The following is a 14,469-nucleotide window of genomic DNA, read 5'->3' as shown; positions in this document are numbered from 1 at the left end:
AGGTTGTCAATTGACCTCAAATCGTATTAGGATGGAGTCATTAGATTCTAAAGGAGGACTCCTTACCACTATGAGTTATAACATGATTGTTTTAGATATGGACGATACGCTCCTCACGAGCGACCACACGATTTCCCCTGTCACGAAAGCGGCGTTGCTTGACGTCCAAGAACGCGGCCATAAAGTCGTTTTAGCAAGCGGACGTCCGACGTACGCCATGTGGGCAGCGGCCCGTGAGCTTGAGCTCGCCAAATATGGTAGTTACATCTTGTCATTCAACGGTGCTTCAATCATCAATTGTGAAACAAATGAAGAAATCTTCTCGAGCACGTTAATGCCGGACACAGTCGCCCACCTCCATGATATCAGTGTCCGGGAGGAAATCGCGATTCATACGTACATCGGTAACGAAATCGTAACCGATCAGCCGAACCCGTATACTGATATCGAAGGCGAATTGACGGGCATGCCGGTCATCCACGTCAACGATTTCAAAGAAACCGTCACGACCCCTGTCGTCAAATGCCTCATGCTCGGCGATGGCGACACGCTCGCTCCAATCGAGACGAAGCTGCAACTCGAGCTCGAAGGCAAGCTCGCCGTCGCCCGTTCGAAACCGTTCTTCCTCGAGTTCACGGAAGCCGGTGTGACGAAAGGGACGAGTCTCGCCTTTTTGGCTGACCACGTCGGAATCGACCAAGCACACGTCATCGCTTGCGGAGACGGCAACAACGACTTGACGATGATCGAATGGGCCGGACTCGGTGTCGCCATGGGCAACGCCAACGCCACAGTCAAAGGGAAAGCCGACTTCATCACGAAGTCAAACAATGAAGATGGGATCGCCCACGTCATCGAGACGTACATGAGCAGTGTCGTTACGACTCGTTAAGTGACAAACTGTGTTTGAACCAAGGAGGAATCACGATGAATAAAGGATTGAAACGAGCTGGACTCGGACTAGTCGGAACGGCCGTCGCCGGTGCCGCCTACGTCTTCTTGTCACCGAAGCCTGCGTCCCGTCTCGTCAAAACTTCATTTACTGGAGGCAAGGAAGTCGCGATCAAAGGATTCGACGAAGTCGTTCAAAAGACGTCGGTCCGTAAAGACATCGATTACTATTCTGCCTACGAGAACGGGACGTTCGATTTGATTCGCTATGAAGGCGATAAGCATGTCGTCCCGACGATTTTTTGGGTGCACGGTGGCTCGTTCGTTGGCGGTGATAAGGCTGATGTGTTCAAGTATGCGACGTCGATTGCAAGCAACGGCTACAACGTCGTCAGCATCAACTACGCCCTCGCCCCGGACGTCACGTATCCGGTGCCGCTCCAGCAAATCGAAGAGGCGTACACGTATATTACCGACAACAACGATCGCTTCCGACTCGATCTCGACCGCGTCTTCTTCGCCGGAGACTCGAACGGAGCGCAGCTCGTCGCCCAATTCATCGGGATTCAACTGAACGATGACTATGCACCGTCAGCCGAAGTGAATCAAGTCGTCCCGCAAGACTCGATCCTCGGCGCGGTTCTCTTGTCTGGCCCGTATGATTTGAAACGGACGATTCTCGAGTCTTCGAAAGCCGTCAACCGTTTCTTGTTCAAGCGGATCGGTTGGGCCTACTTCGGGACGTACAATTGGGAGAACCTCCCCGTCGTCACCGAAGCGTCCCCTCTCGTCAACATCCCGGCCACGTTCGTCCCGACGTTCATCACCGACGGGAACACGGGGTCGTTCGAGACGCAAGCGAAAGAGTTCGCGACAATTCTCTCCGGACGGACTGATGTGACGAGCGTCTTCTATAATCGAGACGAATACGAACTCGGAAACAGCTATCACTTCGAGATGGATCAACCAGCAGCCAGCTCAACGTATCGTCGCTTGATCACGTTCTTGCGCGAAACGACCAAATAAAAACAACCCCGACTTTGAAAAAAGTCGGGGTTGTTTGCGTTATTTGAGCAAATCCATTGCGCGGCCAATCAGCTCGTTGCGAGAGTCTGAAGTTTTCCGTAACGCTTGTAGCCGGTCGATGAGTGCTTGACGAAGCTCGTCTGACTGAACGAGTTCCAAGCATTCAATCTGAGCCAACCAGGCGTCCGCATGCTCCGAGAGGACCATCGGGACGAGAGCGTCGATCGACTCCCCTTGTTCACGCATGAGCCGGATGCGATTGAAGAGCGGGTCGTCTTCGGTCCACGTCCGGGCGTCCCGTTCGATTTGAACCGGTTTCTCTAGGACGACGAGCTCTTCGACGTCCGTGCCCGGGAAGATCGACGGTAACGAATCGTGTCTCACTTCAAGCGTCGCGAGCTCGATTTGTTTGCCGTCGATGTGCACGCTCACGTCTTCTAGCGTGATCGCGTCTGTCGTCTCGCTGACGATGCGACCATCGAGGCGAACGTCCGCTTCCGCGAGCGCTTCTTGGATTGGTCCATCTAAAACGAGTAGTCCGTGATTGCTCCAATTGCGAAGCTGGCCGTGGTCAACTTTCACGCAGTCCCCCCATTGAACGAGGGCAACTCGGCCCGTGTTCGTCACGTGTCGAACCGTTCCGACACGGTCGGTCCCATCTTCGAGCCGGATCGTCGATTGACTTCCTGAGGCGAGCGCCTTCTCAAGCGATGCGATTCCGCCCGTGTGGACGGCCATCCGTGATTCGAGTTCATCGAGCGCATCCGTCAACGCCTCGAAGTCAGGGATGACGAACAGTTCACTTTGCATATTCGTCACATCCTGTTTCGTCTCTAGCGCATGCTCGAGGTTGAACGGATGTTTCGTGACGGCGTCGGTCAGGCAGTGACGGCTCTCGCCGACCGAAGACAACAGTCCGGCCCCGTAAATGAGCGGGCGCTCGATGTCGCCGATCAGTCCGAACTCGACCGTCCACCAAAAGATACGTGCCACTTGCTGCGCTTCGGAGAAGCCCGTCACTTGCGCTTTCGCTTCATGCAGCGCTTCTAAGGCGGCTTTGACATCCGCTTCCGTCGAGTTGGCATTCTCTTTCACGATCGTCAGTCGTTTGAGTGCCGCGAACGAGGCGTGTTCCTCACGATTCATGAACGCTTTCGCGCCAAGTTGACCGAACCGTTTCACGATTTTAGAAAACTCAGGGTCCATCAGCATCGGCGCGTGACCGGCCGCCTCATGGATAATGTCTGGTGCCGGGCTGTACAAGATGTTCTCGACTTTCCGGATGTCGGTCGCGACCGGTAACATCCCGTTCCCTTGGAAGTCAAAGAACGCGACGCCAGGAATCAATCCGTCGACCGCGACCGTCGACCAACCGGCCGCTCGCATCTCGGCGGTCATTTTTTCGACGTCCGGGAGGCGTTCTGGTCCCATGCCTGTCTTTTTCAACCCTTCGATGTAGAACGGATGGGCCTTGCCTTCGAGCGTATGCAAATTGAGCCGTAATACGAAGCGCCACACCGCGTGATCGGTCGGTGTGTACTCGTTGTAAAACTGGGGCGAGATATGAGGCGCCAAGTGGCGTGGGATTGATTGTGTGAGCATGATATTTCCTCCTTTTGTCTACTGGACGTCAAAAAGTCCCTATCGATTCACTCGATAGGGACGACTTAGCCGCGGTACCACCCTGATTACTAGACGTTGTCTAGTCACTCTAATCCGATAACGGGGGACCGCTCACATGTGAGAGCTCACAAACTGTAATTCGATTCATCTTTTGGGCGTGTTCGCAGCACCACACGCTCTCTGGGCCAGGGAAGATGTCTCTACTTCGGTTTGATCATCGCTTTTGTTACTGTTATGCAGTTATGCTTCTATGCGAACTTGCTTTTAAGCGTTAAAGTATCTTGTTGGTTGTAACTTTACCAAATCGTTTTGTCGACGTCAACAAAAAAACAGTCCGCAACTGCGAACTGTCACAAACACCAATCAATTTCAGGCTGTCCCCACTGTTTCAGCAAATCGTTCACTTGCGAGAACGGACGGGATCCGAAGAAGCCGCGGTGTGCCGACAGCGGACTCGGGTGGACCGATGTCAAGATCGCGTGCTGCGGCCCGATCAGCTTTTGTTTCTTTTTGGCATCGTTTCCCCAAAGAATAAACACGATCGGTTGCTCACGCTTCCCGAGTTGCTCGATGATCGAGTCCGTGAACTGAACCCATCCTTGTCCGCGGTGTGATCCGGCCTTACTCGCTTCGACCGTGAGCGCCGTGTTGAGCAACAATACGCCTTGGCGGGCCCAGTTCTCTAAATTCCCGCTCTTCGGCACGCTACAACCCAAGTCTTCATGCAACTCTTGAAAGATGTTGCGCAGCGATGGTGGAAAACGGACACCGTCTTGGACCGAGAAGCTGAGTCCGTGCGCCTGATTCGGACCGTGATACGGGTCTTGGCCGAGGATGACACATTTGACGTCTTTAAACTTCGTGTAGACGAACGCGTTCCAAATGTCTTCCCGTGGCGGATAGACGGTCGTCGTCGTGTACGCCTCATCGACGAACGCTTTCAAGTCAACGAAGTACGGCTGCTCCATCTCCGCTTCAATGATGTCGCTCCAGTCGCCGAGCAAGCGGTCTGATAACTGTTCTTCCATTCGATTCGCCCCTTTCCGTCTTATCATACCCGAATCGATGGCACACAAAAAGACGAGCCCAGTGGACTCGTCCGATGATTATACTATGACTGTGCCTGCTACTTCTTTCGCAAGTGCTTCTGCTTTCGCTGTCGCGTCAGCAACGATGTCTTCGATCTTGTCTGGGAACTGGTTCATTCCTTCAACCGCAAGTGTCGTTACTTCGTTCACGCCGACGAACGCAAGCGCTTGACGGAGGTACGCGTCTGCAAAGTTGAGGTCTGTACCTGTGTAGATGCCGCCTGTGCCTTGAATGTGAATCGCTTGTTTGTTCTCAAGGAGACCGACTGGCCCTTGCTCTGTGTAACGGAACGTCTTGCCAGCTGAGAGGACGCTATCGAGGAACATCTTCATGCGTGCTGGGAAGAAGAAGTTCCACATCGGCGTCGCGAACACGTAAAGGTCTGCTTCCATGAACTTCTCGAGCATGCCGTTCATCGTCGCGACTTTTGAAGCTTCGACGTCTGTGAGTGCTTCACCAGACGCGAATTTTCCCCAAGCGCTTAACACGTCGCCATCGATTTCTTGGACGTCGACATCGTAAAGCTCGATTGCTTCGACTTCAAACGATGCGTTCTCTTGTTGAAGTTTCGTCATGAACGCCTCGGCGACTTGTTTGCTGTATGACAATTCTGTCGGTTTTGGGTTAGCTGATACGTATAATACTTTATTCATAATGGGTTCCTCCACTGGTAATCTCTATTTTGATAACAACAGTTAAAACTATATCATCTGTATATCTCACCGTCAATTATTTCAACTTCAAGATAATTGACAAAAAAACAGGCAGGCGTTATTTGCCTGCCGCGTTGTAGCCGACGCGTTTCAATAAATCGATCAACGTCTCGGTCTCTTGTTCGCTGAGCGGTCCATAAATATCTTTGAAGATTTCAATATGCTCAGGATAGACGACGTCCATCAATTGCTTGCCTTCGCCTGTCAACGATGCATACGTGACACGACGGTCTGACGGACAGGCGACGCGCTCGATGAGCCCTCGCTTCTCAAGCTTGTCGATCACATACGTGACGCTGCCACTCGTGATCAAAATTTGATCACCGATTTGTTGCAGCGGCGTATCTCCTCGTTTATACAATACGGATAGAACACCGAACTCTGTTGAATTCAATTGGTGGCGTCTAAGATCGTCTTTGACACGATCACTGATTGCGTCCATCGCTCTTGCTAAGACGACCCATGCCTTCAATTCGAGTGATTCAATCATGTCGGTTTCACCTCAATTCGTTCATCATTTACCTTTAGTATAGCAGGACATGAGCAGTATACGTCGCTAAAAACACTTCGTCAAGAAACTTCTCCGTTGTCGCGTCTCCTTGAAACGTTTAGAATAGAACTATTGTGATTTTTAGAAAGGGTGGACGGTATGCGTGAGTATTATGAGATTTCATTGACGATTAAAGCAGGCTATTTGAGTTCGGTCATCGAGTTGTTGAACCGGGAAGGCATCGCCCCTGACTATGCCCTTGAAAAAGAAGGCGCGGTCTTTTTACTGTTCAACCACTTGCCATGGCCGAACGTCACGCGCGAACCGCACGCAGTCGAGCGTTTCTTGTTGACGTTGGCGCGCGAAGACTACCTGTTCGTCAAGACGAAACGAAAATCGCCCGTACCCGGCCATGAACCGGTCGCCTGCATGGGAGCGTATGATTCGCCTTTCCACGAATATTTGAAAATCGAACTCGCCGTCGACGAATCCGATGCGAGCCATCTCGATATGTCGGCGTTCCGCCATTACTAAACAACGCACGCGCGTTGTTTTTTTGATGACTAGGTTCGAGTACGGACGGGAATATAGGACAATATCTGACTGATAAAGGGGAATGTCTTGAATGGATACAGCTATGTTGATCGTCAACCCATCGTCTGGGAAAGAATTAGGGAAAGAGCACGCGCCGTTCGCTGAAGAAGTGCTGCGCGAACGTTACGGAAACGTCGACATCCGTTTTACTGAAAAAGCCGACGACGCCACACACTTCGCACGAGAAGCGGCGTCGAAACAATATAAAGCCGTCGTCGCCATGGGCGGCGACGGCACGTTGAACGAGACGGTGGCCGGTCTCGCCGAAGCCGATCATCGTCCTGACTTTGGAATCATCCCGCTCGGAACGGTGAACGATTTGGCACGGGCTCTCGGCGTACCGAGCGACCCGAAAGAAGCGATTGAAGCGCTGCGAACGGCAAAACCGACACCGATGGACATTGGGAAGTATGAACACGGCTACTTCATGAACGTCATCGCCATCGGCCTCATCGCTGAGGCGGTCGATGAAGTCAGCGTCGAAGAGAAGACGAAATGGGGCCCGTTCGCCTACTTGATCGAAGGTATCAAAGCGTTCCGGGAACACAGTCCTTACTCGTTATCAGTTCAGGCCGAAGAGCATACGTTCGACGGGGACGCTTTTCTCGCCGTCATCGCGCTGACGAACTCGGTCGGCGGCTTTGAAAACTTCGAGCCTGATGCGAAGTTGAACGATGGTCTGCTTCACGTCTACTTGTTTGAGAATCTCGGTTTCACAGACGCCTTCCAGCTCGCCCCGGCCTTATTTACCGGCAAGCTTAAAGAAACAGACAGTGTGACCGCATTCCAGACGAAGCGGGTGTATATCGATTCGCCTGATTCGCTTCCGGTCAACGCCGATGGGGACACGGGCGGGAAACTCCCGCTTACGTTTGAAGTGCTCCCAAGCCATCTCCAAGTGCTGAAACCAGTCTAATCTCTCGCCTCGGCACAGAAGGCTTGATCGAGAAAGGAGAGATCGTTCGATGAACATCACACTCGTTCCGCTGCTCGAAGCGTCAGACGACATCGTCCAGACGTTCAACCGGTGGAACAACGATCCTGAAATCGTTCATTTGATCCGCCCTGCTCGCTCGGAAGAAGAACTTGCGGCCGAGCAACGGATGACCGTCGCCGACTTGACGGATCGACTTCAGACACACGATATCTTTCTCATTTACGCTGACGACAGGCTCGTCGGCGAGGTGAACGTGATGTATGACGCAAACCATCTATACGTTCAAGAACCAGGGAGTGCCTGGCTCGGACTCGTCATCGGGGAAGCGGCGGGTCGCGGCAAGGGTGCGGGCAGCGAGGCACTCCGACTTTTGGAGGAACGGCTTCGTCACCAAGGCACGCCGCGCATCGAGCTCGGCGTGTTCGGGTTCAACGAGGCGGCACACCATCTTTATAAGAAGCTCGGCTATGAAGAAATTGCGCGCATCGATGCGTTCACGTACTGGAACGAACAATTTTGGCCTGATATCCGCATGGAAAAGCGACTGACATGACAAAGACCTTCCTCAAGCGAGGAAGGTCTTTCGTCAGTTGTTCAAGTTTTCGACTTCGACGACGCGGAACCCTTTTTGTTCGAGTTTGGCGACGATCTTGTCTTTCTTCGGCTCATCACAGTCAGGCGGCAACGTGATCAAGACACGGCGAAGGACTTTACTCTTCGCGTCGAGCGTCATCAAACTCGCGATTGACGAGTATTTGCTGACGACTTTCGTGATTTTCTCGAGCGCACCTACCTGCTCGCTGAGTGCGATCGTGACGACGTAGCTGCCTGTGTCACGGCTCCACGCCTCTTCGAGCATGCCGAGCATCTTCCCGTGTGGCAAAATGCCGTAAAATTCATTGCTCTCGTCTTTTAGGACCGCGATATACGGTAACTCTTTGATCGAGAAGAAGACTTTGAAGAATCCGTCCGACTCGTGGACGTATTTCTGCGTATTTTTAATCAATTCCATGACGTTGTCGTCAAGGCTCGCGCCACTCATTCCGTGACGGTAAATATGCATCTTATAAATGTTACCGCGGAAAAATATTCCCGTCTCATCGAGGACAGGGACACAGCGGTATCCTGTCTTTTCAAGCGTATCGAGCGCTTCACGTAACGTCGCCTTTTCACTGATTGTGACGACGTCTTTTTTTGGAATGCATAAGCTATGCACTAACATGCGGTTTTCCTCCTAGCAAATTGAAAGTGGTCTACACCCTATTCATTACTATTCCCCAAATATGATTGAAATCCTGCCATCTTTTTCAAAACTTCGATTCAACCTTTGGCGGTCATGGGATTTGTCGTAACGCCTAAAAGTCGTTATAGTGAAACTATCCAAACAGACAAAGGGGATTGAACGACTATGACGATGAAAAAAGCATTAACGATCGCTGGTTCAGATACGAGTGGCGGTGCAGGCATTCAAGCTGACTTGAAGACGATGGAAGAGCTCGGTGTGTATGGCATGACCGCACTCACGGTCATCGTGGCCCAAAACCCGCATAACGCTTGGCACCATGAAGTCTTCCCGATCGATACGACGTTGATCGAGAAGCAGATTGACACCGTCCTCGCCGGAATCGGCGTCGATGCCGTCAAGACAGGGATGCTCCCGACGCCAGAAATCATCGAGCTCGCGGCTCGTAAAATTAAAGAGTACGGCATTCAAAACGCAGTCGTCGACCCGGTCATGGCTTGTAAGGGCGCCGACGAGATCCTCAACCCGGACGTCGCCGTCGCGATGCGCAAATATCTCGTCCCTGTCGCCAAAATCATCACGCCGAACTTGTTCGAAGCGCGTATGCTCGCTGGCCTCGACAAGACACCGTCGACGATGGAAGAAATCAAAGAAGCCGCACGCTTGATCCATGAGCTCGGGGCTGAAATCGTCATCGTTAAAGTCGGCGGAAAACTTGGGTTCGACACGGCGTTCGACGTCCTCTATGACGGTAACGAGTACCGTCTGCTCGAAAGTGAAAAGATCGAACCTGCTTTCACGCACGGTGGCGGTTGCACGTTCTCTTCAGCCATCGCCGCATCACTCGCGAACGGACATTCCGTCGACGAGTCGATTCGCATCGGGAAAGAGTTCATCACCGAAGCGGTCCGTCACTCGTTCCGCCTCAACCAATACGTTGGGCCGACGAACCATACCGGTTATCGTCAAAAACTAGCAACACAATCATAAACAAGGTGGCCCGGGGCGAACGTCCTGGGTCATTATTGCCATTGGAGGAGACTAGCGTGAAACCGATTCAACCTGAAACGATTCAAACGTATTTAAACGCACACGTGTCGACGCCGTTATACGCTCACGTCGAGACGACGAACGGCGCTTACGCCACGCATAACGATCCCGATTTCCATAACGCCGGGATGTTTATCCGTAACGTCGTGATCGAGTACAGCATCGGTCAAATCAAAGGAGACGGACCGTATCGAGTCGGACTAAAGCTCGATCACGGTTGGCTCTACGTCGAAGGATTGACCGATTTCGAACAACACGGTGAACAGTTGCTGCTCGCCGGGCACGACCGTCTCGGACGCCTCGCCTGCGCGCTGCATCTAGACGTCAAACCGCTCCCGCAAGGAGCATCGGAGGTGGACAGCCAATGAACGGACCGTTACTTGTTATTTTCCCACACCCGGACGACGAGGCGTTCAGCTCGGCCGGAACGATCCTTCAACATCAGAAGAACGGCTTCCCCGTCACATACGTCTGTCTGACACTTGGTGAGATGGGCCGTAATATGGGCTCGCCAATCTTCACGACACGTGAAGAACTGCCAAGAATCCGTAAACGCGAGCTCGAGGACGCCTGTGCCGTCATGGGCATCGACGATCTCCGGATGTGGGGACTGCGCGACAAGACCGTCGAATTCGAAGACGAGACCGAACTGACGAATCGCTTCAGCAAGTTGATCGCCGAAGTGAAACCGACCCGCGTCATCTCATTTTATCCAGGCTATGCCGTCCATCCCGATCATGAGGCGACGGCACGAGCGGTCGTCCGGGCGCTCCAAGAGATGGACGAAGCGAAGCGTCCCGAATTTTTAGGTGTCGCTTTCGATCACCGGACGGAAGATGAGCTCGGCAAACCTCACGTCCTCATCGAAGTCGGTCAGGAGAGTGCCGCCAAACGTGAGGCGTTGCTCGCCCACCGTTCACAGACGGAAGGGTTGCTCCGTGCAATCGACAACGCAGAAAACGCCCACGTCATGGAGTTACTCCAACGTGAGCGCTTCTATCATTATCCGTTCTCATGATTCAAACGCGTAACGCGTCATATACAGCAACAAACCTACAGTCCCTAACCCGATCAACGTTCCTAGCACGACGACGATATGTCCCATGTTCTCACCTCTACTTGGTTTTACGAACTGAATGAGTAATAAGTTTCAATAACGCGTGTGCGAACACGCGTTATTTTTATTAAAAGTACAAGACGTAGATAACGGCAGCCAAGACGAGCCGGTAAATCGCGAACGGCGTCAGTTTCACTTTGTTGATCAACTTCAAAAAGAATTTGATCGACAGCAACGCGAACAAGAACGCGCTGACGAAACCGATCAGGAAAACAGGCAGCGTGTCGACCGTGAAATAGCTCCACTTGCTGTAAAGCGAGAGCGCGCTCGCCCCGAACATGATCGGGACGGCCATGATGAACGTGAAGTCGGCCGCAGCCCGGTGACTCATCCCGAGCAACACTCCGCCCGAAATGGTCGAGCCCGAACGTGAAAAGCCTGGCCAAAGCGAGAAACATTGAATCAAGCCGACTCCAAGCGCTTGTTTGTATGTGATGTCGTCGAGTGTCGGCGTCGTCTGTCGTTTCACGCCGGACAAGTCGGCGGCAATCATGAAGAACGCACCGATGACGAGTCCGATCAATACCGTCTTAATCGAAAACAGATGCGTGTCGATGTAGTCCTCAAACATGAGTCCGAGCACGGCCGCCGGGAGCAGACCGATAAAGATATGTAGCAGGTTCAACTTTTTCGTCGGCCCTTCGTGTCGAATCGCGAGCAATTCTTTCGGATTCAATAACGCTTTGAACCGACTCCTGAAAACGACGATGACCGCTAAGATCGAACCGAGCTGAATCACGATCTTGAACGTGTTGGCTACTTCTTGACCTAGAAAACGACTCGAGTTGAGCCAAATATCGTCGACCAAGATCATATGTCCGGTTGAAGAGACAGGCGCGAATTCCGTCAATCCTTCGACGACGCCTAATAAAAAACCGATGAATAATTCATACCATTCCATTGCATTGTCCCCTACTCCAGTATTGCTTTTTATCATACACGGACGGGACGACGTTCTCTCTCGGTCTTGAGACGTAAAAAAGAGGGCGCAGTGAAATGCCCCCTTTCACCTCATGTACATAAAAAAGCCACGGAACATGTCCGTGGCCGATAGATTATTTTAATAGGTTGAGCATCTCACGGTTAAACGCCGGAATGTCGTCCGGTTGACGGCTCGTGACGAGCTGATCTTGGCAGACGACGACTTCTTTGTCGGCATACTTCGCACCGGCATACTCCATGTCGACTTTGATCGACTTATAGCCGGTCGCGTCGCGGCCTTCGAGCGTCTTCGCCGTGATCAACAGTTGCGGCCCGTGACAGATGGCGAATACGGGTTTGTTCGCATCCATGAACGCTTTCGCGAACTGGACGAAACGTTCGTCTTCGCGCAACAAGTCAGGTGAGAATCCGCCTGGTAAGAGCAGAGCGTCAAAGTCTTCTGGCGACACATCGTCGACACTTTTGTCGATCGTGACTTTCGCCTCGCCTTGTTTGCCTTCGACGGTGTGACCGGCTGCCTTTTCGATCGTGACAACTTCGTGCCCCGCTTCCACCAATGCGTCGCGTGGACCTGTGAACTCTACGTCTTCAAACATATCCGTGATGAGCGTTGCTACTTTTGCCATATCGGAAACACTCCCTATTTTTTGTTTTACGCACATAGGGACTGTTCCACCCGTCACCGGCCATTAAACATTCAGCGGAATTTCGAGACGTACGGATTGTCCCGCTCGAAGAAGCGGTACGCATAGTCACGCGCCTCGCCGCTGTTCGGGATGCCGATGCGCGGACCGGCCTCGATTGTGTTCACGCCGTCCCCTTCGACAATGTAGAGCGGTTCGTGTTGGAGCGAGTGTCCGTATAAGTCCATCGTGATCCCGAGCGCCTTCGTCAGTTTACCGGGTCCGTTCGTCCGGTCGAACCGTTTGATGCCAGGACGATTGAATTCGATCAACTCCTGCCCGGCGACGGGTTCGATCGCCCGGATCAACACGGCTTCCGGTGAGCCGATCGGACCGCTGACGATGTTCAAGAGCGTATGCGTGTGCATTTGATACGTGTACACATGTCCAGACTGCCCGAACATGATTTCGGTCCGATTCGTCCGTCTGCCGCCAAAACTGTGGGCTGCCTGATCGACCGCCCCGAGATACGCCTCCGTCTCGACAATTTTGCCAATGATCTGTCCGTCGAGATGATCATGGACGAGATAGTGCCCGAGCAACGACCGGGCCAGTTCGAGCGTCGGTTGTTCATAAAATGATGGGTCGAGCCGTTTCATCGTCATCCCTCCTCGTCCTTATTTTCTCAAACGAGGCTTGGCGACACAAAAAAGATGCCCTGAGCGCGTTCAGGACATCACTTTCATTACGATGCGAGCTTGATCGCATCACGCTGCTTCCCCAACTTCACGTAACCGAGCACGATTGAGAAGATCGGGCTGAGCCAAAGGAAGAACGCGAACGGTGCGTACTCGAGCACCGGCACGCCGAGCGTGGCGGCGAAGAAGGCACCGGACACACCCCAAGGAATGAGCGGGTTGATGACCGTCCCGCCGTCTTCAAGCGCACGCGACAAGTAACGCGGGTCGATGCCGCGGTCGATAAACCCTTGTTTGAACGCTTGTCCCGGGAGCAAGATCGACAAGTACTGCTCGCCGGCGAGCAAGTTGACGCCGATCGAGCTGAGCACGACCGACAGCACCGAGCTGCCTGGCGACTTCAGACGCTCTAGTAACGCATCGACGATTGCTTGGAACACACCGAGTTCACGGAGCAGTCCACCGAAGGCGAGGGCAATCAACACGAGGCTGACCGACCAAAGCATCGATTCGAGGCCACCGCGGTCGAGCACGGCCGCGATCGTCTCGTTCTCGACGCCCGACTTGAATCCGGCCTGCATGACACCGAACCAGTTCGAGACGTTCCAGTTACCTTGGACGAAACCGGCCGTCAATACACCGGCAAACATCCCGACGAGCATCGTCGGCAATACCGGCATCCGACGGAAGGCGAGCACGGCGACGAGGACCGGTGCGAGCAGTGTCAACCATGACAAGTTGAACCGTCCGGCGAGTGCCGTCTGTGCTTCCGCGATTTGCGTCGTGTCAGCCGCTTGACCGCTCCGTCCGAGAACTGTGAACAGGATGAGTGTGATCAAAAATGCGGGAACGGTCGTCCCCATCATGAAGCGGATATGATCGAACAGTTTGACACCGGCGACAGCTGGCGCAAAATTCGTCGTATCCGATAGCGGGCTCATCTTATCACCGAAGAGCGCACCTGACACGATGGCTCCGGCGGCGAGCGCCGGGGAAATCCCGAGTGCCATCCCGATCCCGAACAAGGCGACCCCGACGGTACCGACCGTCGTGAAGGCACTCCCTGTGAACGTCGAGACGATCATCGTGATGAGCAACACGCTCGGTAAGAACCACTGGGCTGAGATTGTATTTAAACCGATGGAGAGGATCGTCGCCACCGTACCGGACATTTGCCATACTCCGATCAGCATCCCGATCAACAATAAAATCATGATCGGCATAATCGCTTCACGAATCCCGTTGATCATCGCGGTCTCGATGCGTTTAAAGTCGCGCGTACGATAATACGCGTAACCCCCTATTAGTACCATTGTGCCAAAGATCGCCATATGTGGCGTCGCTTTGGCCAAAAACATCAGTGCGAGCAAGGAAATCCCGCTCATCAGCACGACGAATACAGCCTCTTTCCCTTTCATCTGCATCGACGTCCC

General features: G+C 53.1%; 17 protein-coding genes and 1 other annotated feature. Of the genes, 8 read left to right on the top strand and 9 right to left on the bottom strand.

The genetic code is table 11. The features are described from left to right. Positions 1–70: 70 nt before the first annotated feature. On the top strand, positions 71–892 hold the full coding sequence (locus EVJ26_RS08710; RefSeq protein ID WP_131469031.1) for a Cof-type HAD-IIB family hydrolase: 822 nt from the start codon (positions 71–73) through the stop codon (positions 890–892). A 35-nt stretch (positions 893–927) separates the two neighbouring features. Continuing rightward, a complete protein-coding gene (locus tag EVJ26_RS08705; RefSeq protein ID WP_131469029.1) occupies positions 928–1,917 on the top strand; it encodes an alpha/beta hydrolase in 990 nt (329 codons plus the stop codon). Between the two features lie 39 nt (positions 1,918–1,956). Here EVJ26_RS08705 and EVJ26_RS08700 read toward each other — a convergent pair whose 3' ends face one another. The 4 genes from EVJ26_RS08700 to EVJ26_RS08685 all read right to left on the bottom strand — a co-directional run bounded on the left by EVJ26_RS08700 (position 1,957) and on the right by EVJ26_RS08685 (position 5,832). Beyond that, complete coding sequence (locus EVJ26_RS08700) at positions 1,957–3,519, bottom strand: aromatic amino acid hydroxylase (RefSeq protein ID WP_131457896.1); 1,563 nt, start codon at positions 3,517–3,519, stop codon at positions 1,957–1,959. A gap of 53 nt (positions 3,520–3,572) precedes the next feature. After that, positions 3,573–3,767, bottom strand: a binding site (T-box leader). Between the two features lie 123 nt (positions 3,768–3,890). Then, positions 3,891–4,568 carry a uracil-DNA glycosylase gene (locus EVJ26_RS08695; protein WP_201738354.1) on the bottom strand — a complete coding sequence of 226 codons (678 nt, stop codon included), beginning with the start codon at positions 4,566–4,568 and terminating at the stop codon, positions 3,891–3,893. Between the two features lie 78 nt (positions 4,569–4,646). Beyond that, positions 4,647–5,282: an FMN-dependent NADH-azoreductase gene (locus EVJ26_RS08690; RefSeq protein WP_131457898.1), complete on the bottom strand. Its 636-nt coding sequence runs from the start codon at positions 5,280–5,282 to the stop codon at positions 4,647–4,649. A 118-nt stretch (positions 5,283–5,400) separates the two neighbouring features. Continuing rightward, entirely contained in the window at positions 5,401–5,832 is a 432-nt protein-coding gene (locus EVJ26_RS08685; protein ID WP_016509745.1) for a MarR family winged helix-turn-helix transcriptional regulator, read from the bottom strand. Between the two features lie 159 nt (positions 5,833–5,991). On the opposite strand from EVJ26_RS08685, the gene EVJ26_RS08680 reads away from it, so the two are divergent. The 3 genes from EVJ26_RS08680 (at position 5,992) to EVJ26_RS08670 (ending at position 7,916) form a co-directional block, all read left to right on the top strand. After that, entirely contained in the window at positions 5,992–6,366 is a 375-nt protein-coding gene (locus EVJ26_RS08680; protein WP_131457899.1) for a hypothetical protein, read from the top strand. Between the two features lie 91 nt (positions 6,367–6,457). Continuing rightward, a complete protein-coding gene (locus tag EVJ26_RS08675; protein ID WP_201738353.1) occupies positions 6,458–7,342 on the top strand; it encodes a diacylglycerol/lipid kinase family protein in 885 nt (294 codons plus the stop codon). Between the two features lie 49 nt (positions 7,343–7,391). Then, positions 7,392–7,916, top strand: a complete 525-nt coding sequence (locus EVJ26_RS08670; protein ID WP_131469330.1) for a GNAT family N-acetyltransferase — start codon at positions 7,392–7,394, stop codon at positions 7,914–7,916. Positions 7,917–7,949: 33 nt separating this feature from the next. On the opposite strand, the gene cbpA is transcribed toward EVJ26_RS08670, so the two are convergent. Beyond that, positions 7,950–8,585: a cyclic di-AMP binding protein CbpA gene (gene cbpA / locus EVJ26_RS08665; protein WP_070328318.1), complete on the bottom strand. Its 636-nt coding sequence runs from the start codon at positions 8,583–8,585 to the stop codon at positions 7,950–7,952. A 186-nt stretch (positions 8,586–8,771) separates the two neighbouring features. On the opposite strand from cbpA, the gene pdxK reads away from it, so the two are divergent. From pdxK to bshB2, 3 genes are read left to right on the top strand one after another with little or no spacing between them, the layout of a single operon-like run. Next, a complete protein-coding gene (gene pdxK, locus EVJ26_RS08660; protein WP_071398865.1) occupies positions 8,772–9,596 on the top strand; it encodes a pyridoxine/pyridoxal/pyridoxamine kinase in 825 nt (274 codons plus the stop codon). Between the two features lie 56 nt (positions 9,597–9,652). Further along, positions 9,653–10,024, top strand: coding sequence for a YojF family protein (locus EVJ26_RS08655; protein WP_016509734.1), 372 nt, complete (start codon positions 9,653–9,655; stop codon positions 10,022–10,024). After that, a complete protein-coding gene (bshB2, locus tag EVJ26_RS08650; RefSeq protein WP_131457900.1) occupies positions 10,021–10,674 on the top strand; it encodes a bacillithiol biosynthesis deacetylase BshB2 in 654 nt (217 codons plus the stop codon). Before EVJ26_RS08655 ends, bshB2 begins: the two co-directional genes overlap by 4 nt. A gap of 166 nt (positions 10,675–10,840) precedes the next feature. Here the strand turns inward: bshB2 and EVJ26_RS08645 are convergent, their stop codons facing one another. The 4 genes from EVJ26_RS08645 to nhaC form a co-directional block, all read right to left on the bottom strand. Next, entirely contained in the window at positions 10,841–11,674 is an 834-nt protein-coding gene (locus tag EVJ26_RS08645; RefSeq protein ID WP_070328320.1) for an undecaprenyl-diphosphate phosphatase, read from the bottom strand. A gap of 154 nt (positions 11,675–11,828) precedes the next feature. Beyond that, the gene (locus EVJ26_RS08640; RefSeq protein ID WP_131457901.1) at positions 11,829–12,341 is read right to left on the bottom strand and encodes a type 1 glutamine amidotransferase domain-containing protein; all 513 of its coding nucleotides are present in this window, start codon (positions 12,339–12,341) and stop codon (positions 11,829–11,831) included. Positions 12,342–12,412: 71 nt separating this feature from the next. Further along, on the bottom strand, positions 12,413–13,003 hold the full coding sequence (locus EVJ26_RS08635) for a DNA-3-methyladenine glycosylase (RefSeq protein ID WP_131457902.1): 591 nt from the start codon (positions 13,001–13,003) through the stop codon (positions 12,413–12,415). An 80-nt stretch (positions 13,004–13,083) separates the two neighbouring features. Next, positions 13,084–14,460, bottom strand: a complete 1,377-nt coding sequence (gene nhaC / locus EVJ26_RS08630; protein WP_131457903.1) for a Na+/H+ antiporter NhaC — start codon at positions 14,458–14,460, stop codon at positions 13,084–13,086. Between the last annotated feature and the right edge of the window lie 9 nt (positions 14,461–14,469).

This window comes from Exiguobacterium sp. SH3S1, from assembly GCF_004337105.1.
Lineage (GTDB): Bacteria > Bacillota > Bacilli > Exiguobacteriales > Exiguobacteriaceae > Exiguobacterium > Exiguobacterium aurantiacum_A.
The sequence above is the reverse complement of the archived record's forward strand: the minus strand, read 5'-3'. Positions and strand labels throughout refer to the sequence as shown.